The organism is Jeongeupia sp. HS-3 (assembly GCF_015140455.1).
In the GTDB taxonomy this organism is placed as follows: Bacteria; Pseudomonadota; Gammaproteobacteria; order Burkholderiales; family Chitinibacteraceae; genus Jeongeupia.
Map to the genome: position 1 here is coordinate 2,531,909 of NZ_AP024094.1, position 17,646 is coordinate 2,549,554.

Sequence of the window (17,646 nt, forward strand, 5' to 3'; positions counted from 1 at the left end):
GATGAGTCTGATCTACCTTGCGTTGACGCTGGCGCTGCTGCTCGTCAACCTCGCCGGGCTGGCGCGCTTGGGCGCCCGCTGGCTGCCCGACGCGCAACTGGCGCGTGCCGGCGCCGTGCTGGCCTTGTGCCTGGTGCTGTTTTTCGTCGAGCACTTTGTCGGCCTTGGGCGGCTGGCGTGGTTGTGGCCGGTGTCGACGGCGCTTTCGGTCGCGCTCTTGTGGAAGCCGGCGCAGCAAGCCGGTTTCTGGCGCGCGCAATTGCCCTTCCTGGCGCCTTTTCTGCTTGCACTGGCATGGCGCTGGGGCTACCCGAACATCGACGCGACCAGCGAACACCTGACCGACCTGTATTTCATCAGCAACTACATCGGCGGCGACACCCTGCCGCCGCCCGACCGCTGGCTGCCCGGCGCGGCCTTCGACTGCTACTACGCCTTCCTGCATTACACCGTCGCGCTGATGGGCCGCTGGCTGCACCTGTCGGCCGGGCAGGCGATGAACCTCGGCAGTGCCGTGCTGTTCGGCCTGATCGGCAGCCTCTCCTGGTCGATCGCGCGGCGCTTCGTCGGCTCGAACGTGCTGCGCAGCCTGATCGTGGCAACCGTTGTCGTCGGTGGTAGCGGCGTCGCACCGCTACTGAACGTGCTCTATGTCCCGAGCGATGCCAGCCCGGCCGCGGCACAATCGGCATCAATCACCCGGCTGTGGGCGAACACCCGCTTTATCGGCCTGTACGACCGGCTCTCGAACTCGGTGCCGGGGCAGAAGCTGTTTCCGCCGGGCGAGCCACCGGCGATGGAACTGGCGCTGGAAACGCCGTCCTATCTGCTCTACCTCGGTGACGTGCATCCGCCACTGGCCGGCTTTGTACTGCTGCTGTTCGTGCTCGGGCTGATCGCGCGGATCGAGCGCCCCGAAGACGGCGATGCCGCCAATCCCAACGTCGCCGCCGCCGCGATCGGTGCCAGCGTCGTGCTGACGATCGCCGCCAACGCCTGGGTGCTGCCGCCGATGGCGGCGCTGGTCGCCGGCTGGCTGCTGTACCGCTGGCGCGGCAAGGCAGCCTGCCTGGTGATCCCGACCGCCGCCGGCGTGGCGGCCGCGCTGGCGCTGCTCTATCCCTTCCTGTCCTACTTCGCGCTGGCCGGCCTGCACACGCCTATCGTGCTGACGAATCCAAGCGAGTATTCGCCACTGAACGAATGGCTGCTGCTGTGGTGGCCGGTGCTGCTGCTCGTCGTGCTGGCCTTGAGCCAGGGCCCGCGCGCGCGGCTGGCATGGTGGAGCGCGCTGGGCGTACTGGCGATGCTGGCATTGTCCGAACTGATTACCGTCGACGACCCGCTGGGCGATCGCCTGCAGCGCTTCAATACGGTGCTGAAGTGGTGGTCGTGGTTGTGGCCGGCATCTATCGTCTGGCTAGCCGCGCTCAACCTTGGCAGCGAGGCGCGCTGGCGCCGCTGGCTGGCCGTCGTGCCGCTGGCGGCATCGCTAACGCTGCTGCTACCGCAACTGCAATTCTGGTGGAGCAACCCGCGCCCCAACGCCGGCCAACTGAGCGGCGATGCCTGGCTGAAGCAGGACGATGCCAACAGGGCCGTCCTCACCTGGCTCAAGGCCGCGCCGCAGGGGCTGGTGCTGGAAAGTGCCGATCACACCGCCTACAGCCCGAGCAGCAGCTTTGCGCTGTTCAGCGGCAAACCGTCGGCGCTGGGCTGGCCAGCACACGTGGCGCAATGGCGCGGCAACCCGCCGTATATCGGTGCCCGTGCCGATACCGCCCGCGCGCTTTATGCCGGTCAGAACGCCAGCGCGTGGTTGCGCGGCGAGAAGATCGACTACATCGTCTGGAGCCGTTTTGACACCGCGCGCGGCCCGGCCGTGCTGGCCCAACTGAAAACCCTGCTCGCCCCCGATTACTACTGGCAGCCGCTATGGCAAGCCAGCTCGCAGGCCGGTAGCGATGAATACGGCGTGTTCGTGCGCAAAAAGGCCATCCAGCCATGACCCTGATTTATTACACGCTGACACTCGCGCTGATCCTCGCCCACTTCGCTGCGGTATCGGCGCTGTTCTCGCGACTGATCCCATCGTTCCACGTCGCCCGCGCCGCCGGGGTGCTGACGATCACGCTGGCCTGTTTCTTTCTCGAACACTTCCACGGCTGGGGCAGGCTCGCCGGCTTGTGGCCCTTCACCGCTGCCGCATCGGCGCTAGTGCTGTGGTGGGACAAAGATCGCCTCAAGACCGCCGGATTCTGGCGCAGCGAAGCGCTGTTCTGGGGCTTCGTCGGCTACGGGCTGATGTGGAAATGGTTTTACCCGTCGATCTACCCGACCAGCGAACGCGTGACCGACCTGTTTTTCATCGGCAACTACATCCCCGGCGCGACGCTGCCGCCGCCCGATCACTGGTTCCCGCCGCGGGTGTTCGATTTCTACTACGCCTTCCAGCATTACGGCGCGGCACTGATGGCGCGGCTGTTCGCGCTCAAACCCGGTTTCGCCTACAACCTGGCGATGCCGCTGTTGATGGCGATGAGTGCGACGCTGGCATGGGACATCGCCAGCCGCTTCATCGCCTCGCGCTGGCTGAAAATCCTGCTGGTCGCAACGCTGGTGATCGGCGCGACCGGTGCCAGCCCGATGGTGCATCTGATTCGCCAGGGCGACGTCAACCATCCGAACGCCGAGGTCAACGACCGGATGTGGGCAAGCGCGCGCCTTGTCGGCCTGTACGACCAGCGCCTCGACACCGAACTCGGCCACTCGCTCTACCCGCGCGAAACCCGTTTCGAGACGCGCGAGCTGCCGCTGGAAAACTTCGGCTATCAGTACTTCGTCGGCGATTACCACCCGCCGCTGGGCGGCTTCTTCCTCTTGCTGCTGGCGCTGGCACTGATGGCGATGATAGAAACCGGCAGCGGCAGCCGCCGGATCAATACCGCGCTGATCGGCCTGACCGTGCCGGTGACGATTGCGACCAATACCTGGGTGTTCCCGCTGCAAGGCTTGCTGGTTGCCGGCTGGGCGATTTGGTACAGCCGGCGCAAGGCCAGCGATGACACGGCCCGCCCTGCTGGCACCGACTGGCCGGCGCTGATCGCCGGCGGCGTCGCCGCCCTGCTGCTGCTCTACCCTTTCCTGATCGGTTTCGCGAGCAAATCGCTGAGCACGCCAATCCGCATCGTCGCGATGCTGGACCACACGCCGCTGCTGCAATACCTGACGCTGCAATGGCCGCTGTTGCTGCTGATCGCGCTCGGCCTGATCGTCGGCATCTCGCAGCGGCAATCCCGCGGTTTCACGCTCTATATGGCGCTGGCCTTCGGCGCGCTGTTGCTGCTGTCGGAGATGATATTCGTCGATGATCCGTCCGGCGGGCGTTTCGAGCGCACCAACACGGTGATGAAATGGTGGGGCTGGATCTGGACCGGCGGGCTGGCCGTGCTCGGCGCGCTGCTGCTCGGCCAGTCGCGCCGCTGGATCAAGCTGCTGATCGCCGCCGCGCTACTGCTGATCACCGCCAGCTACGCATGGGACAACATCCGCTATCTGGCCAATGCCAGCCCCGCGGATCGTGGTCGCCTTGATGCCACCGCCGTGTATACCCAGGATGCCAGCGTGCGCGATCTGTTCCGGCTGATCGAGCGTCAGCCCGACGGCATCGTGCTCGAGAACGTCTACGGCGATGCCTACACCGACAGCAACATCTACGCCGCCTTCGCCGCCAAGCCATCGCTGCTCGGCTGGCCGTCGCACCTGATCACCTGGCACGGCAACACGCCCGAAGCCTGGATCACCCGCGACGCGATCCGCAACTTCTACGCCGGCACGCTCGCCGATCCGCTGGACTGGCTGACGCTCAAGCAAGTGCGGTATATCGTCTGGAATCCGCGCGACGCACAAAACCCCCAGGCATGGTCGCAACTGCAGCAAGCCATCGCCGCGGGCTACGACTGGCATCCGGTCAGCAGCGCCGGGCAAGCGCCGGTCGGCCTGTGGATCCGCCGTTGAGCAAGAGTCAGAGAATGAAAAAGCTCCATCACCAGTTCCTGCACTTCGCCGCCGTCGGCCTCGCCGGCACCGGCATCCAGTACGTGACGCTGTGGTTCGGTGTCGAGCATCTCGGGCTCGCCGCGGCCGTCGCCTCCAGCGTCGGCTATGTGCTCGGCTGCTTTGCCAACTACGCGCTCAACTACAAGTACACCTTCAAGAGTGGCAAATCGCACGCCGAAGCGGCGAGCAAGTATTTCACCATCGTCGGCGTCGGCTGGTGCCTCAATGCCGCGCTGATGACGCTGTTCGTCCACACCCTGGGCTGGCAGTATTTTGTCGCCCAGATCATCACCACCGGCATCGGGCTGATCTGGAACTTCGGCGGCAGCCGGTTCTGGGCGTTCCGGGAGCACAGACATGAAAGCTGACGCAGTCCTGCCGCTGATCTCGGTCATCGTTCCCGCCTACAACGAGGAAGCGGTGCTCGAACAGTTCCATGCCCGCATGAGCGCGCTGTTCGACAGCCTGCCGGCGTATCGCTGCGAAATGGTCTTCGTCAACGACGGCAGCCGCGACGCAACGCAGGCCATCATCGAGCACTTGTGCCAGAGCGATGCGCGCGTCGCCGGCATCAATCTGTCGCGCAATTTCGGCAAGGAAATCGCCATGACCGCCGGGCTCGACCACGCCCGTGGCGACGCGGTGGTGATCATCGACGCCGACCTGCAGGATCCGCCCGAACTGATCCGCGAGATGCTGCGCGAATGGGAAGGCGGGTTCGATGTCGTGTACGCCCGGCGCACGGTGCGCGACGGTGAAAGCTGGGTCAAGAAAGCCACCGCGTCGGCGTTCTACCGGACGATGAACAGGATGTCGGGCCGGGTGCACATTCCGCGCGATACCGGCGACTTCCGGCTGATGAGCCGCCGGGCCGTCGATGCGCTGCTGCAATTGCGCGAGCAGCACCGGTTCATGAAAGGGCTGTTTGCCTGGGTCGGCTTCAAGACCCGCGCCATCGACTACCGCCGCGACCCGCGCGCGGCCGGCATCTCGAAGTTCAACTACTGGAAGCTGTGGAATTTCGCTTTAGAAGGCATCACCGCGTTCACGATCGGCCCGCTGAAAATCGCCACCTATCTGGGCCTGACCACCGCGCTGCTGGCCTTTGCCTACGGCGCATGGATCATCGCCAAGACACTGATCTGGGGCAATCCGGTGCACGGCTACCCGACCATCATGGTCACCATCCTGTTCCTCGGCGGCGTGCAGCTCTTCTTTACCGGCGTGCTCGGCGAATACATCGGGCGGATTTTCAACGAAACCAAGCAGCGCCCGCTGTACTTCACCCAGGACCTGCTGCCATCGCGGATCAGCGAGCTGGCGGCGAACCCGGCACCGCACTCCGAGAGGCAGCTACCGCACGACGAGCGCGGCAGCCTGATCGACGGGCGTTAGTTCGATGCGTACAAAAAAAGACGCCCTTGGGCGTCTTTTTTAATCACGGCAGTTCGGCTCAGCCGAACAGCTTGCCCTTGAGCAAATCCAGCCCTTGCGCCAGCAGATCACCGCCTTGCTGCACCTCACCGTTCGGCGTGAGTTTGTCGACAAGCTGCGGCAGTGCTTCGGACAATTGGCCCGCAGCCGCGCTCGGATCGATACCGAGCTTGGACGCGATTTGCGACACCGCATCGCTACCGAGCACGGCCTGGATTTGATCGGCCGAGATCGGCAGATTCTGACCGGTCGAAATCCACGACTGCGCGACTTCGGCCAGACCGCCTTGCTGAAACTTTTCCACCAGCCCTGAAATGCCGCCCTGTTGCTCCAGCAAAGGGCCAAGCGCGCCAAGCAAACCGCCTGCGCCTTCCTGATTGCCACCGCCCAGCGCACCCGTCAATTGATCCAGAAGTCCCATGTTTTTCTCCCACTTTTCAAGTGGCCACACACCGCGGCCGGGTCATTGTTTCATCGTAGTCAAGCACGACGGCCTGCATTATCAGCATCACCGTGCTTTACATGATAGACGGCCCATACCGACTTGCCCGTGACAAATCCAAGACGGCACCAGCCTGAAAACACCAACGGCGATCATTGATCGCCGTTCGCGCATCACGCCGCCGGATAAACGCGCGCCTCGCGCGGGTTCAGCCACACGGCTTCGCCAACCTGCCAGCCGCCTTCGTGATAGCGCTCGCGCGTCAGCTCGACCTCTACCACTTCGGCATCCTTGACGTCGACCTCCAGCCGCACCGTCGCGCCCAGCAAACGCGTGTGGCTGATCACGCCGGCGATCGCCTTCTCGGTGGCGACGCGCGACAGGTCGATCTCGTGCGGCCGCACGTAAACGACGGCCTTGTCGCTGCCACCGCCTTCGGCGGCGAAGCGTGCGCCACCGACCTCGGCCCAGCCTTCGTGCACGCGCGAATGGAACAGGTTCACGTCGCCAAGGAACTGGTACACGAAGGGCGTCGCCGGCGTGTCGTACACCTGCTCGGGCGTACCGACCTGCTCGATCTTGCCCTTGTTCATCACCACCACGCGGTCGGCGACTTCAAGCGCCTCTTCCTGATCGTGGGTGACGAACACGCTGGTGATGTGCATTTCGTCGTGCAACCGGCGCAACCAGCGGCGCAACTCCTTGCGCACCTTGGTATCGAGCGCGCCGAACGGCTCATCGAGCAGCAGCACCTTGGGTTCGACCGCCAGCGCGCGGGCCAGCGCGATCCGCTGGCGCTGGCCACCCGACAATTGCGCCGGATAACGGTCGGCGAGCCAGTCCAGCTGCACCAGCTCCAGCAGTGTATGAACCTTTTTCTTGATCTCGGCCTCGCTGGGCCGGGTCTTTTTCGGACGCACGCGCAGGCCGAAGGCGACGTTCTCGAACACCGTCATGTGGCGGAACAGCGCGTAATGCTGGAACACGAAACCGACCTGGCGCTCGCGCACATGGGTGTCGGTCGTATCCTCGCCGTGGAACAGGATCTGCCCTTCATCGGGCGTTTCCAGCCCGGCGATAATGCGCAGCAAGGTGGTCTTGCCGCAGCCCGACGGCCCCAGCAGCGCCAGCAGTTCGCCCGAAGCGATGTCGAGCTGGAGATTGTCGAGCGCGACGAAATTGCCGAAGCGCTTGGAAATACCGCGAATATCGATGCTCATGGTTCTCTGGTCCTTACTCTTCGGTCGCGTGACGGCGGTCCAGCTCGGCCTGCCGTTCGGTGCGCCATTCAACCCACGATTTGGCGGCCAGCGTCACCAGGGCCAGCAAGGCCAGCAGCGAGGCGCACGCAAAGGCGGCGACAAAGTTGTATTCGTTGTAAAGAATCTCGACGTGCAGCGGAATGGTGTTGGTCTGGCCACGGATGTGCCCCGACACCACCGACACCGCGCCGAATTCGCCCATCGCGCGGGCATTGGCAAGGATCACCCCGTACAGCAGGCCCCACTTGATATTCGGCAGCGTCACGCGCCAGAACATCTGCCAGCCGGTCGCGCCGAGCACCATTGCCGCCTGTTCTTCGTCCGAGCCTTGCGCTTCCATCAGCGGAATCAGCTCGCGCGCGACGAAGGGGAAGGTCACGAACACCGTCGCCAGCACGATGCCGGGCACGGCGAACATGATCTTGATGTCGTGCTCGGCCAGCCACGGCCCCCACCAGCCCTGCGCGCCGAACAGCAGCACGTAGATCAGGCCCGCCACCACTGGCGACACCGCGAACGGCAGATCGATCAGCGTGATCAGAAAGCTCTTGCCGCGGAACTCGAACTTGGCGATCGACCACGCTGCGGTCAGGCCGAAGATCAGGTTCAGCGGTACGGCGATCGCCGCGGTAATCAGCGTCAGCTTGATCGCCGACACCGCATCGGGTTCGACCAGCGCGGCCAGATACAGATGCCAGCCCTGACGGAACGCTTCGACGAACACCGATACCAGCGGTACCAGCAGGAACAGCGCAACAAACAGCAACGCGATCCCGATCAGCAACCAGCGCACCGGGCGCGATTCGGTCGTGACGATCGAGCGCGGCGCATTACTCATACCACCAGCCATGTTATTTCCTCCGCCCGAGTCGTTTCGCCGTCCACCACTGCAGGCCGTTGATGACCAGCAGCAAGGCGAACGACACCGCCAGCATCACGCACGCAATCGCCGTCGCACCGAGGTAGTCGTACTGCTCAAGCTTGGAAATGATCATCAGCGGGGTGATTTCCGACACATAAGGCATGTTGCCGGCGATGAAGATCACCGAGCCGTACTCGCCGATCGCGCGGGCAAACGCCATCGCGAAACCGGTCAGCAAGGCCGGCAGGATGGTCGGAACGATGATCTTGCCGAACACCTGCCAGCGCGTGGCGCCAAGGCTGGCGGCGGCTTCTTCGAGTTCCTTTTCCAGATCCTGCAGCACCGGCTGCACCGTGCGCACGACGAAGGGCAGCGTGATGAAGGTCAGCGCCAGCACGATGCCGATCGGCGTGAACGCCAGCTTGATGCCGAGCGGCTCGAACCACTGGCCGATCCAGCCGTTCGGCGCGTAGATCGTCGCCAGCGCGATACCGGCAACGGCGGTCGGCAGCGCGAACGGCAGGTCCACCAGTGCATCGACGAGGCGCTTGCCCGGGAACGGGTAGCGCACCAGCACCCAGGCGATCAGCAGGCCGAACACCAGATTGATCAGCGCCGACAGCAGCGAAGCGCCGAAGGTGATCTTGTACGACGCGACCACGCGCGGCTCGGTGACGATGCTCCAGAACGTGCCCCAGTCGAGGGCGCTGGTTTTGACGATCAGTGCGGAGAGCGGCAGCAGCACGATCAGCGAGAGATAAAGCAGCGTGTAGCCGAGCGTCAGATTGAAGCCCGGCAGCACGCTGTGTTGTTTGAAGGCCATGCCTTCCCCCTGTTTATTATTGTGTCGCCGGCCGGTGATGAATCATCACCGGCCGAAGCGTTTACTTCTTCGCAATACTTGCAGCAATCTGGTCGTACACGCCGCCGTCGTCGAAATACTTCTTCTGCGCAACCTTCCAGCCGCCGAATTCGCCGATGCCGAACAGCTTCACCGCCGGGAACTGTTTGGCGTACTTGGCGGCGACGGCCTTGTCACGCGGACGCAGATAGTTCTGCGCGGCCACTTCCTGACCTTCCGGACTCCACAGGTATTGCAGATAAGCCTCGGCCGCCTTGCGCGTCCCCTTCTTGTCGACCACCTTGTCGACCACCGCGACCGGCAGGTCGGCGTCGATCGAAATGCTCGGATAAACGACCTCGAAACCGCCGCGACCGAATTCGCGCGCGATCATTTCGGCTTCGTTCTCGAACGTCACCAGCACGTCGCCGATATTGCGCTGCATGAAGGTCGTCGTCGCGGCGCGGCCGCCGGCGTCGAGCACCGGCACGTTCTTGAATACGCCAGTGACGAAATCGCGCGCCTTGGCGTCGTTGCCGCCCGGCTGCTTCAGCGCATAGCCCCAGGCCGCGAGGAAGGTGTAGCGGCCATTGCCCGAGGTTTTCGGGTTAGGCACCACCACCTGCACGCCCGGCTTGACCAGATCATTCCAGTCCTTGATGCCCTTGGGGTTGCCCTTGCGGACGATCAGCACCTGCAAGGAGCTGAACGGTGCGGCCTCGTTCGGAAATTTCTTATCCCAGCCGGCGTTGATCTGGCGACCCTTGTCGACGATGGCGTCGATGTCGGTGCTCTGGTTCATGGTCACCACGTCGGCCTCGAGGCCGTCGATCACCGAGCGCGCCTGCTTGCTCGAACCGCCGTGCGATTGCTGGATCGTCACCTTGTCGTTGAACTTGGCCTGGTAGTGCTTGGCGAAGACCGGGTTGTAATCCTTGTAGAAGTCGCGCATCACGTCGTAAGACACGTTCAGCAAGGTCACATCGGCCAGCGCCGGAGCGCTAGCAAACACGGAAAGAAGCAAGGCGGGAATCAGTTTGCGCATGGTCGGGGCCGTTGGGGCAAGAAAATCGATCGGCCGATTATGCACCGCCGCAATATTCCCCCAAAGAATAATCAGTTACAAATACCGACGAATATCACATAAGGAATTTCAGCTGAAATCTGCTCGGAACGCATTTTTCACAAACGTCATAAAATAATGACGCCATGCCAACAAACCACTACGCACGTCGTCAGCAAACTTGAAATTTATGCCGGCACTTGGCACGATGCAAAACTCCCTCCCGCTCGTGCCGGCCATGCCTTCCGCTTTCTCCGCCGTAAACGATGCTTGTGCGCAAATCGCCACCGCACAGGCCTTGCTCGCCAGCGAGCACGCCGCCAGCGATGTGTTGCGGCCTTTGCTGGCTCTAGCCAGAACCGAACAGCTCGGCGAAATCGGCTTGCTGCTTGGTTCCAGCCTCCAGCTCGAAGCGCTGCTGCCGCAAGCGATCGAAGCCTGGCTTAGCGCGCTGGATAGCGCGCTCTCCTGCGGGCAGACCGGGATCGCCGCCGCACTCTGGCTGGCGCTCGCCGCCGTCGGCCGAGAACACGGGGATGCGGCGCTGGCCTTGCGCCTCGATCAGCACGCAGCCCAGCTTGCCGCGCTGACGAGCAATCAGCCGTTGCGCATGCAAGCGGCGCTGGCCGTCGCCGCCGACCTGTTTGCTTTGGGCGAGCGTGCCGATGCCGCTCTTGCACTTGAGCAGGTTCTGGCAAGCCAGACGCTCAGTGCGCTTCATGACGCCCGGCAACACGAACAAATCGCCTCCTTGCTGCTCATCGCCGGCAAAGATGACGAAGCCTGCCGCCATTACGCCGCCGCCGCCGGGCATTACCGCAACGACGGCGCGCCGCTGGGCGAGCTGCGTTGCCGTTTGCAACTGGGCGAACTGGCGCAGGACAAAGAAGCCAATACGCGCGCGGCGCAACTGGCTGCCGAGCTGGGCCACGCCCGGCTGGATCGGCAGCAACATCGGCAACTCGCTGCTTTGTTCGAAGCCAGCGGCGAGCTGGCGCTGGCGGTCACGCACCTGGAAGCGGCACTGGCGACGCCTGCTGTGGCTGTACCGGTGCCGAGCCGGCGCATCAATGCTGTGGCGATGCGGCTACAACTGCTCGCATCCGAGCTGGAGCTGTCGCAATTACGCAAGCAGCCGCAGCAGGAAACCGAGCAGGATGCGCTGAGCGGCAATCTGACACGTGCCGCGCTCAATACACGGCTGCCGGCGCTGATCGCCGCCGCCCACGACGGCCAGTCACTGAGTCTGTTGCAGATCACCATCGACCGTTTTTCCGAGATACGCGCCCAGCGCGCCCGGCATATCGGCGACGATGTCGTGCGTACCGTGACCGCGCTGCTGCGCATCGATCGCCGGCCCGCCGAACTGCTGGCGCGGATCGGCGACGATGAATTCCTGCTGGCTCTTCCCGGCCGTGATGCCGAAGCGGCGCAGCAGGAAGCGGAAATATTGCGCCAGCGTATCGCCGGCTACGACTGGGCCAGCCTGCATCCGGCGCTCGCCCTCAGCGTCAGCATCGGCTGCGCCAGCTGCCTGCCAGGCGATTCGACCGATGTGCTGCTGTTCCGTGCCGATCTGGCACGCTATCTGGCACAGCGCGGTGGTGGCAACCACGTCAGCTGTGCTGCGGAAGTGAGCCAATGAACGATCACCGCAGCCTGCTCGCCGAACTCGAACCGATCGCCGTCGCCGCCGAGAACGGCTCACCGCCGCCCCCAGCCGAGGTCGAAATGCTGCTGGCGCGCGCGCGCGACTGCGGCGATGCACGGATCGAAGGCCTGGCGCTGCTCACGCTTGGCCATGCCTGGCAGCATGTCGGCCGGCTGCGTGCGGCGCAGCAGGCTTTCCGTGATGCGGCGGCACGCTTTCGCAGCGCCAATCATGGCCGTGGCCGGATCGAAGCGCTGATCGAACTCGGCCGTGCCCGCTATGCCGCCGGCGAAATTGCCGCGGCGCTCGACACCTGGTCGCAATGCCTGGAGCTGGCGCACGAAAGCGACGACCGCTATCACTGCGCCCGCGTCTGCCTTGGCGTCGGCCAGGCCTGCGTTGCACTGAACGATCATGCCGGCGCGCTGCGCTACCACGAGCTGGCGCTGACGCTGGCCCGCCCGCTCGGCCACGACAGGCTGACCTGCGAGGCGCTGATCAATGTGGCCGGCGATGCCTATCGCCTGCAGCAGCATGTGCGTGCGCTGGCGGCGCTGGCCGATGCCGATGCGCTGTTGCAAACCAAGGTCAGCAATCGGGTCTGGGCCGCCGAGGTTCATTATTACCGGGGGCTCGTTTGCCTGGCCAATGGCGATCTCGAAGCGGCGCTGACCCCGCTGCAAACGGCCTATGCCGCGCATGCCGACAACCATAACGTCTGGGGCGAGGCGCACGCCTGCCATGCACTTGGACAGGTACACGAAGCGCTCGGACAGAAAGACCGCGCGCGGGATCGTTACCTTGCCGCACGGGCACTGGTCCAAAGCGCCGGGATGATGGCCGTGCACCAGCACATCCTGCGCCGGCTGGTCGCGCTGGCGCGCGGCTGCGATGACTTTGCCGCCGCGCTGGCGTGGCTGCACGAGCTCGATCTGCTCGACGCCACCGCCAGCAACGCCTCCAAGCCACGCTGGACGCCCGCCCAGCAAAGCAGACTGAACGCGCTTGAGTCACGCAGCCGCGTGTTGGCGGTTCGACTCCAGCTGGCACAGCCGGGCTAAGGCCGCATAAAAAAACCGGACATCGCAAGATGCCCGGTTTGAGACCTATGTGTACTGCGGGTAAAGCTTAGAAGTCGGTACGCAGACCGACCGACAGCGCGTAGCCGTCCTGGTTGGCGTAATCCGGCGTCAACGACCCCGAGGCGTTCTTGAACTTGCCCTTGGAATCGTTATCCACGTTCACCAGGTAGGTGTAGAAGCGGGTTTGCTTGGTCGCGTAGTACACCAGACCCAGCGAAGCTTGTGCGCCGCTGGCATCGGTCACGCCCAGTTGCTCGTCCGACAGCGCGTACACGCCCTGGACTTCGAACTTGCCGAACTTGTAGTTACCGACAACGGCGTAGTTTTCCCAATCGCTGCTGGTCTTGCCGTCGTCGCTGTTGACGTGTTCCCAGCCGCCGCCCAGTTGCAGGCCGAAGTCGAACTTGTAGCCCAGCGCCAGGTTGGTCGCCCAGGTGGCGGCGCCGCTGGTGGCGGCGGTGATGCTGTTGTCGGCGTTGCTGATGCCGGTGGCTTGCGCGAAGGTACGATCCTTGGCGTAGAAGCCACCCAGACCGCCGACGAAGCCGTAGCCGCTGTACAGCGCCGCAGCGGTGTAGACCGGTGCATTGGTGCTGGTTTGTGCGTTCTGGTCAACACCCCACGAACCGCGAACCTGGAAGCCGCTGAACACCGGCGAATCGTAGCTCACCGAGTTCTGCAGACGGCTGTTGAGCTGGGCGAATACGGCGCCCTTGCCCTTGTAGTCGGCGGTGTCGGCGAAGTTATCGAACAGGCTCGACAGATCCGACGAGGTCAGCAGCGTCTTGTAGGCGCTGTCGTAGTTACCGAAGCGCACGGTACCCCAGTCGCCCTGCCAGCCGCCGAAGGTGTTGCGGCCGCCCCAGGTGGTGTTGCCGGTGCCGCCGTTGCCCGAGGTCTTGATGGCCGATTCGATCTGCCAGATCACCTTGCCGCCGATGTCGAGCTTGTCCGAACCCTTGAAGCCGAAGCGGGACGATTGGTCGATCAGCTGGACTTCGCCACGGTAATCCTTGCCGCCGGCGTCCTTCAGTTGATCGTATTCGAGCGATTCGCGGATCGAACCGTAGACGGTGACTTCGGCATACGCCGCGCCGGCGCTCAGCACGGTCGTGGCGAGCAAGGTGGAAAGGATGGTGCGTTTCATTGGTTCTCCCTGTTTTTGGAACGGCTGGCCTGCGGTGCTCGTACCGGCACCGGTGCGCCGGACAGCCGTTTTACGGATGTTTACAGTGTCGCGATCGACACTTCGGTCGCTTTCACAAAGGCAATGACTTCGCTGCCCGGCGCGAGCTTCAGTTCCTTGACCGAACGCGTGGTGATCACCGAGGTGACGATGCCGGCCGGCGTGGCGACGTCGACTTCGGACAACACCGGGCCTTCGATGATTTCCTTCACGGTGCCGCGGAACTGGTTACGGACATTGATCGACTGGATGCTCATGATGTTCTCCTGCAGGTGTAGGGGTGACAGGGCTAGGTTAGCGCGGCCTGAATATCGCCAGAAGTAATTTGATTTTTGTTTTTTATTCCAAAACATCAACACAAGTTGTCAGACTTACAAGGCCCAGCGCAAGGCACTCGGCGCGATCGGCGGCAGCGGTTCGGGCTGGGCCGCATCGGGCTGCTGCAGCACCCGCGCCAGCAGGCGCTCCTGCAACAGCGCAAAGTGCGGATCGCCACGGCGGCGTGGTCGTGCCAGCGGCACCGCCAGATCAAGCCCGACCCGACCCTGCTCGACCAGCAGTACCCGGTCGGCGATGGCCACTGCTTCTTCGACGTCGTGCGTTACCAGCAGCACGGTGAAACCGTGCTGGCGCCACAGCCGCTCGATCAGTTGCTGCATCTCGATCCGGGTGAGCGCATCGAGTGCGCCGAGTGGCTCGTCGAGCAGCAGCAGTTGCGGTTCGTGGATCAGCGCCCGCGCCAGGGCGACGCGCTGGCGCTGACCGCCCGAGAGCTGGCTCGGCCATTTGTCGGCATGCTCGGACAGGCCGACCTCGGCCAGCACCGCATGCGCGCGCGGCTGCCACTTGCCCTTGAGGCCGAGGCCAACGTTGGCGATGACGGTTTTCCACGGCAGCAGCCGTGCATCCTGGAACATCAGCCGGGTATCGAAATGACCGGTATCGAGCGGGCTGCCGTCGGCACGGATCGTCCCCGACGTGGCGTGATCCAGCCCGGCCAGCAGCCGCAGCAGCGTCGATTTGCCGCAACCGGAGCGGCCGACGACGGCGACGAATTCGCCGGCGCGGATGTCGAGGTCGAGGTGGTCGAGCACGGTCTGCTCGCCGTAGCGGCGGCTCAGGCCGCGGATCGTCAGCGCGACGCCGAGGGCGGGTTCGAGTTGGGGAGAGGTCATGGTGGGCTCCTGTGCCGGATGGCCGGCGATTTCTGAATTTGTTGAGGACTTACTTGGTTCTGCGCCTGCGGCGCGAGTAAAGGCTATTGATGCGCGTTCCGCCGCGCGGACGGGAAGGGAGCTTTGTCTCGCCAAAGCCCCCTTCACCCCAAAGGCGTGCGCTGCATCGCGCGTCGCTAAGCGGCAAAGCCGCTAAGCTTTGGCGTGACCGCGCCCTACGGCCCTCCGGGCTGCCCTCGATCGGTCGCGAGCCAAGCCATGAAACCGGCTCGTCTCGCTCCACTCCTCGGCGCTGGCGAACGGGATGAAAGGCGACGCACTTTTCGTCGCAACGGGTTTGCCGTCTGTTGGTTCACTACCGATTGCATGCCGCCCCGATCCCCTCAGAAGCGCCGAGCAGCGCAAGCCGGCACGGAGTTGTCGGGGATCGCTGTTTGAGCGAAGCGAGTTTGCGATTCCCGCCGTGGCGACTGAGCAGCACAGGGCACCCGCAAAGCGGGCGCGGATGCGGGGTCGCCTTTTCTTTGGGTACTTTCTTTTGGCGAAGCAAAAGAAAGTACCTCGTCCGCCGGGCGAAACCGGCATCAATGCCTTTACCACCGCGCCGCAGGCGCTTACCGCAAGCAATCTCGCGACATCCGCATCACTGATACGCCGGATGCCACCTCAACCACCCCCGCTCCAGCCCCCTCGCCGCCACGTCGCTGCCCTTGCCCAGCACCGCGTACAAGAGGATCGCCAGCACCACGACGTCGGTCTGCAGGAACTCGCGCGCATTCATCGCCAGATAGCCGATGCCCGAACTCGCCGAGATCGTTTCGGCGACGATCAGCAGAATCCACGCGAAACCCAGTGCAAAGCGCACGCCGACCAGGATCGACGGCAAGGCGCCGGGCAGGATCACGTCGCGGAACAGCGGCCAGCCGCGCAGGCCGTAGCTTCTGGCCATTTCAACCAGCCCGGTATCGACCGAGCGGATGCCGTGATAGGTGTTGATGTAGACCGGAAACAGCGTGCCGAACGCGACCAGAAACAGCTTGGCGGCCTCGTCGATGCCGAACCACAGGATCACCAGCGGGATCAGCGCTAGCGGCGGGATGTTGCGGATCATCTGTACCGTGGTATCGAGCAGCAGTTCGCCACGTTTGGACAAGCCGGTGATCAGCCCGAGCACAAGGCCGAGGCTGCCGCCGATGCCAAAGCCGACCGCGGCACGCCAGAAGCTCACCTTCAGGTGCGCCCACAGCTCGCCCGACTCGGCCAGCCGGAGCGCGGCGTCGAGCACCGCGCTCGGTGCCGGCAGGATGCAGCTGGTCAGCACGCCGTGGGTGGCGAACCATTGCCACGCCAGCAGCAGCAGCGCCGGCACCGCCCACGGCGCCAGACGGCGCGTGAAAATCGTCGCTACGCTCATCGCCGTCCCTCCTCAGCGCTGCGCAACGAGGCGCGGTGCCGGCGGCACGATGTCGTTGGCGATCACTTCGCCAAACGGCCCGGTCAGATTGACCTTGCCGGCCGGTTTGGCGTGATCGAGCGGCAGCAGCGGGAACAGCAGTTCGGCGACGCGGTAGGCCTCCTCGAGGTGCGGGTAGCCCGAAAAAATGAAGCGATCGACGCCGATATCGGCGTATTCCTGAATCCGTGCCGCGACTTCCTCGGCGCTGCCGACCAGCGCGGTACCGGCACCGCCACGCACGAGGCCGACGCCGGCCCACAGGTTCGGCGAGATTTCCAGATTATCGCGCCGGCCGCCGTGCAGCTCGGCCATGCGGCGCTGGCCGACCGAATCGAAGCGGGCGAACGCCTGCTGTGCCGAGGCGATCGTCTCGTCGGTGACGTAGGAGATCAGCTTGTCGGCGGCGCGCCACGCTTCCTCGCTGGTTTCGCGCACGATCACGTGCAGGCGGATGCCGAAGCTGATGCTGCGACCCAGCGCCTCGGCCTTGGCGCGCACCGCGGCGATCTTCTCGGCCACCGCTTCGGGCGGTTCGCCCCAGGTCAGATAAACGTCGACCTGTTCGGCGGCCAAGGCTATCGCCGGTTCGGACGAACCGCCGAAATACAGCGGCGGATACGGCTTTTGCACCGGCGGGAACAGCGTCCTGGCATTCTCGACGCTCAGATGCTTGCCGGAGAAATTCACCGTCTCGCCGCTGGCGACGCCACGCCAGATTTTCAGGAATTCGTCGGTCACTTCATAGCGCTCGGCATGGGTCAGAAAGCTGCCGTCGCCGCGCTGCTCATCCGGATCACCGCCGGTGACGACATTGACCAGCAAGCGGCCACCGGCGATCCGGTCGAACGTCGCCGCCATCCTTGCCGACACCGTCGGCGAAATGATGCCCGGGCGGATCGCGACGAGGAACTTGAGCCGCTCGGTCAGCGGCGCCAGCGATGACGCAACGACCCACGAGTCCTCGCAAGAGCGGCCGGTCGGAATCAGCACGCCCTCGAAGCCGAGGTTGTCGGCGGCCTGGGCGATCTGTTTCAGATAGGCATGGTCGACGGTGCGCGCACCGACGGTGGTACCGAGATAACGGCTGTCGCCGTGGGTCGGCAGGAACCAGAACAACTTCATGATGTTTACTC

At 64.3% G+C, this 17,646-nt stretch carries 16 protein-coding genes; 6 read left to right on the forward strand and 10 right to left on the reverse strand.

The genetic code is table 11. The features are described 5' to 3' along the window. Window position 1 precedes the first annotated feature (1 nt). From JLC71_RS12110 to JLC71_RS12125, 4 genes are read left to right on the forward strand one after another with little or no spacing between them, the layout of a single operon-like run. Window positions 2-2,008, forward strand: a complete 2,007-nt coding sequence (locus JLC71_RS12110; protein WP_200915723.1) for a DUF2298 domain-containing protein — start codon at window positions 2-4, stop codon at window positions 2,006-2,008. Then, entirely contained in the window at window positions 2,005-4,017 is a 2,013-nt protein-coding gene (locus tag JLC71_RS12115; protein ID WP_200915724.1) for a DUF2298 domain-containing protein, read from the forward strand. Before JLC71_RS12110 ends, JLC71_RS12115 begins: the two co-directional genes overlap by 4 nt. A 14-nt stretch (window positions 4,018-4,031) precedes the next feature. Beyond that, entirely contained in the window at window positions 4,032-4,427 is a 396-nt protein-coding gene (locus JLC71_RS12120) for a GtrA family protein (RefSeq protein WP_200915725.1), read from the forward strand. Next, complete coding sequence (locus JLC71_RS12125; RefSeq protein WP_200915726.1) at window positions 4,417-5,454, forward strand: glycosyltransferase family 2 protein; 1,038 nt, start codon at window positions 4,417-4,419, stop codon at window positions 5,452-5,454. Before JLC71_RS12120 ends, JLC71_RS12125 begins: the two co-directional genes overlap by 11 nt. A gap of 58 nt (window positions 5,455-5,512) precedes the next feature. On the opposite strand, the gene JLC71_RS12130 is transcribed toward JLC71_RS12125, so the two are convergent. The 5 genes from JLC71_RS12130 to JLC71_RS12150 all read right to left on the reverse strand — a co-directional run bounded on the left by JLC71_RS12130 (window position 5,513) and on the right by JLC71_RS12150 (window position 9,945). Beyond that, window positions 5,513-5,914: a YidB family protein gene (locus JLC71_RS12130; RefSeq protein WP_200915727.1), complete on the reverse strand. Its 402-nt coding sequence runs from the start codon at window positions 5,912-5,914 to the stop codon at window positions 5,513-5,515. Between the two features lie 194 nt (window positions 5,915-6,108). After that, a complete protein-coding gene (locus tag JLC71_RS12135) occupies window positions 6,109-7,155 on the reverse strand; it encodes a sulfate/molybdate ABC transporter ATP-binding protein (protein ID WP_200915728.1) in 1,047 nt (348 codons plus the stop codon). 13 nt (window positions 7,156-7,168) lie between these two features. Beyond that, a complete protein-coding gene (gene cysW / locus JLC71_RS12140) occupies window positions 7,169-8,047 on the reverse strand; it encodes a sulfate ABC transporter permease subunit CysW (protein WP_236250880.1) in 879 nt (292 codons plus the stop codon). Between the two features lies 1 nt (window position 8,048). Further along, entirely contained in the window at window positions 8,049-8,882 is an 834-nt protein-coding gene (gene cysT, locus JLC71_RS12145; RefSeq protein WP_200915729.1) for a sulfate ABC transporter permease subunit CysT, read from the reverse strand. Window positions 8,883-8,943: 61 nt separating this feature from the next. Then, window positions 8,944-9,945 (reverse strand): sulfate ABC transporter substrate-binding protein, encoded by a 1,002-nt coding sequence (locus JLC71_RS12150; RefSeq protein WP_200915730.1) that lies wholly within the window; start codon window positions 9,943-9,945, stop codon window positions 8,944-8,946. Between the two features lie 226 nt (window positions 9,946-10,171). On the opposite strand from JLC71_RS12150, the gene JLC71_RS12155 reads away from it, so the two are divergent. Together JLC71_RS12155 and JLC71_RS12160 are read left to right on the forward strand one after the other, a co-directional pair. After that, a complete protein-coding gene (locus JLC71_RS12155; protein WP_200915731.1) occupies window positions 10,172-11,608 on the forward strand; it encodes a tetratricopeptide repeat-containing diguanylate cyclase in 1,437 nt (478 codons plus the stop codon). Continuing rightward, the gene (locus JLC71_RS12160; protein ID WP_200915732.1) at window positions 11,605-12,675 is read left to right on the forward strand and encodes a tetratricopeptide repeat protein; all 1,071 of its coding nucleotides are present in this window, start codon (window positions 11,605-11,607) and stop codon (window positions 12,673-12,675) included. Before JLC71_RS12155 ends, JLC71_RS12160 begins: the two co-directional genes overlap by 4 nt. 67 nt (window positions 12,676-12,742) lie before the next feature. Here the strand turns inward: JLC71_RS12160 and JLC71_RS12165 are convergent, their stop codons facing one another. From JLC71_RS12165 to ssuD, 5 genes are all read right to left on the reverse strand, one after another. Then, window positions 12,743-13,843: a porin gene (locus JLC71_RS12165; protein ID WP_200915733.1), complete on the reverse strand. Its 1,101-nt coding sequence runs from the start codon at window positions 13,841-13,843 to the stop codon at window positions 12,743-12,745. An 80-nt stretch (window positions 13,844-13,923) separates the two neighbouring features. Further along, window positions 13,924-14,139: a TOBE domain-containing protein gene (locus JLC71_RS12170; protein WP_070529472.1), complete on the reverse strand. Its 216-nt coding sequence runs from the start codon at window positions 14,137-14,139 to the stop codon at window positions 13,924-13,926. Between the two features lie 114 nt (window positions 14,140-14,253). Then, complete coding sequence (locus JLC71_RS12175; protein ID WP_200915734.1) at window positions 14,254-15,057, reverse strand: ATP-binding cassette domain-containing protein; 804 nt, start codon at window positions 15,055-15,057, stop codon at window positions 14,254-14,256. A gap of 643 nt (window positions 15,058-15,700) precedes the next feature. Then, window positions 15,701-16,471, reverse strand: a complete 771-nt coding sequence (gene ssuC, locus JLC71_RS12180; protein WP_200915735.1) for an aliphatic sulfonate ABC transporter permease SsuC — start codon at window positions 16,469-16,471, stop codon at window positions 15,701-15,703. A 12-nt stretch (window positions 16,472-16,483) separates the two neighbouring features. After that, window positions 16,484-17,635 carry an FMNH2-dependent alkanesulfonate monooxygenase gene (gene ssuD / locus JLC71_RS12185; RefSeq protein ID WP_200915736.1) on the reverse strand — a complete coding sequence of 384 codons (1,152 nt, stop codon included), beginning with the start codon at window positions 17,633-17,635 and terminating at the stop codon, window positions 16,484-16,486. Between the last annotated feature and the right edge of the window lie 11 nt (window positions 17,636-17,646).

What these genes read in the sequence shown, in the direction of transcription:
- JLC71_RS12170 (WP_070529472.1), bottom strand. Translation starts at nt 14,139, where the DNA reads ATGAGCATCCAGTCGATCAATGTCCGTAACCAGTTCCGCGGCACCGTG.
- JLC71_RS12165 (WP_200915733.1), bottom strand. Translation starts at nt 13,843, where the DNA reads ATGAAACGCACCATCCTTTCCACCTTGCTCGCCACGACCGTGCTGAGC.
- cysW (WP_236250880.1), bottom strand. Translation starts at nt 8,047, where the DNA reads ATGGCTGGTGGTATGAGTAATGCGCCGCGCTCGATCGTCACGACCGAA.
- JLC71_RS12130 (WP_200915727.1), bottom strand. Translation starts at nt 5,914, where the DNA reads ATGGGACTTCTGGATCAATTGACGGGTGCGCTGGGCGGTGGCAATCAG.
- JLC71_RS12110 (WP_200915723.1), top strand. Translation starts at nt 2, where the DNA reads ATGAGTCTGATCTACCTTGCGTTGACGCTGGCGCTGCTGCTCGTCAAC.
- ssuD (WP_200915736.1), bottom strand. Translation starts at nt 17,635, where the DNA reads ATGAAGTTGTTCTGGTTCCTGCCGACCCACGGCGACAGCCGTTATCTC.
- JLC71_RS12150 (WP_200915730.1), bottom strand. Translation starts at nt 9,945, where the DNA reads ATGCGCAAACTGATTCCCGCCTTGCTTCTTTCCGTGTTTGCTAGCGCT.
- JLC71_RS12120 (WP_200915725.1), top strand. Translation starts at nt 4,032, where the DNA reads ATGAAAAAGCTCCATCACCAGTTCCTGCACTTCGCCGCCGTCGGCCTC.
- cysT (WP_200915729.1), bottom strand. Translation starts at nt 8,882, where the DNA reads ATGGCCTTCAAACAACACAGCGTGCTGCCGGGCTTCAATCTGACGCTC.
- JLC71_RS12160 (WP_200915732.1), top strand. Translation starts at nt 11,605, where the DNA reads ATGAACGATCACCGCAGCCTGCTCGCCGAACTCGAACCGATCGCCGTC.
- JLC71_RS12155 (WP_200915731.1), top strand. Translation starts at nt 10,172, where the DNA reads ATGCAAAACTCCCTCCCGCTCGTGCCGGCCATGCCTTCCGCTTTCTCC.
- JLC71_RS12135 (WP_200915728.1), bottom strand. Translation starts at nt 7,155, where the DNA reads ATGAGCATCGATATTCGCGGTATTTCCAAGCGCTTCGGCAATTTCGTC.
- ssuC (WP_200915735.1), bottom strand. Translation starts at nt 16,471, where the DNA reads ATGAGCGTAGCGACGATTTTCACGCGCCGTCTGGCGCCGTGGGCGGTG.
- JLC71_RS12125 (WP_200915726.1), top strand. Translation starts at nt 4,417, where the DNA reads ATGAAAGCTGACGCAGTCCTGCCGCTGATCTCGGTCATCGTTCCCGCC.
- JLC71_RS12175 (WP_200915734.1), bottom strand. Translation starts at nt 15,057, where the DNA reads ATGACCTCTCCCCAACTCGAACCCGCCCTCGGCGTCGCGCTGACGATC.
- JLC71_RS12115 (WP_200915724.1), top strand. Translation starts at nt 2,005, where the DNA reads ATGACCCTGATTTATTACACGCTGACACTCGCGCTGATCCTCGCCCAC.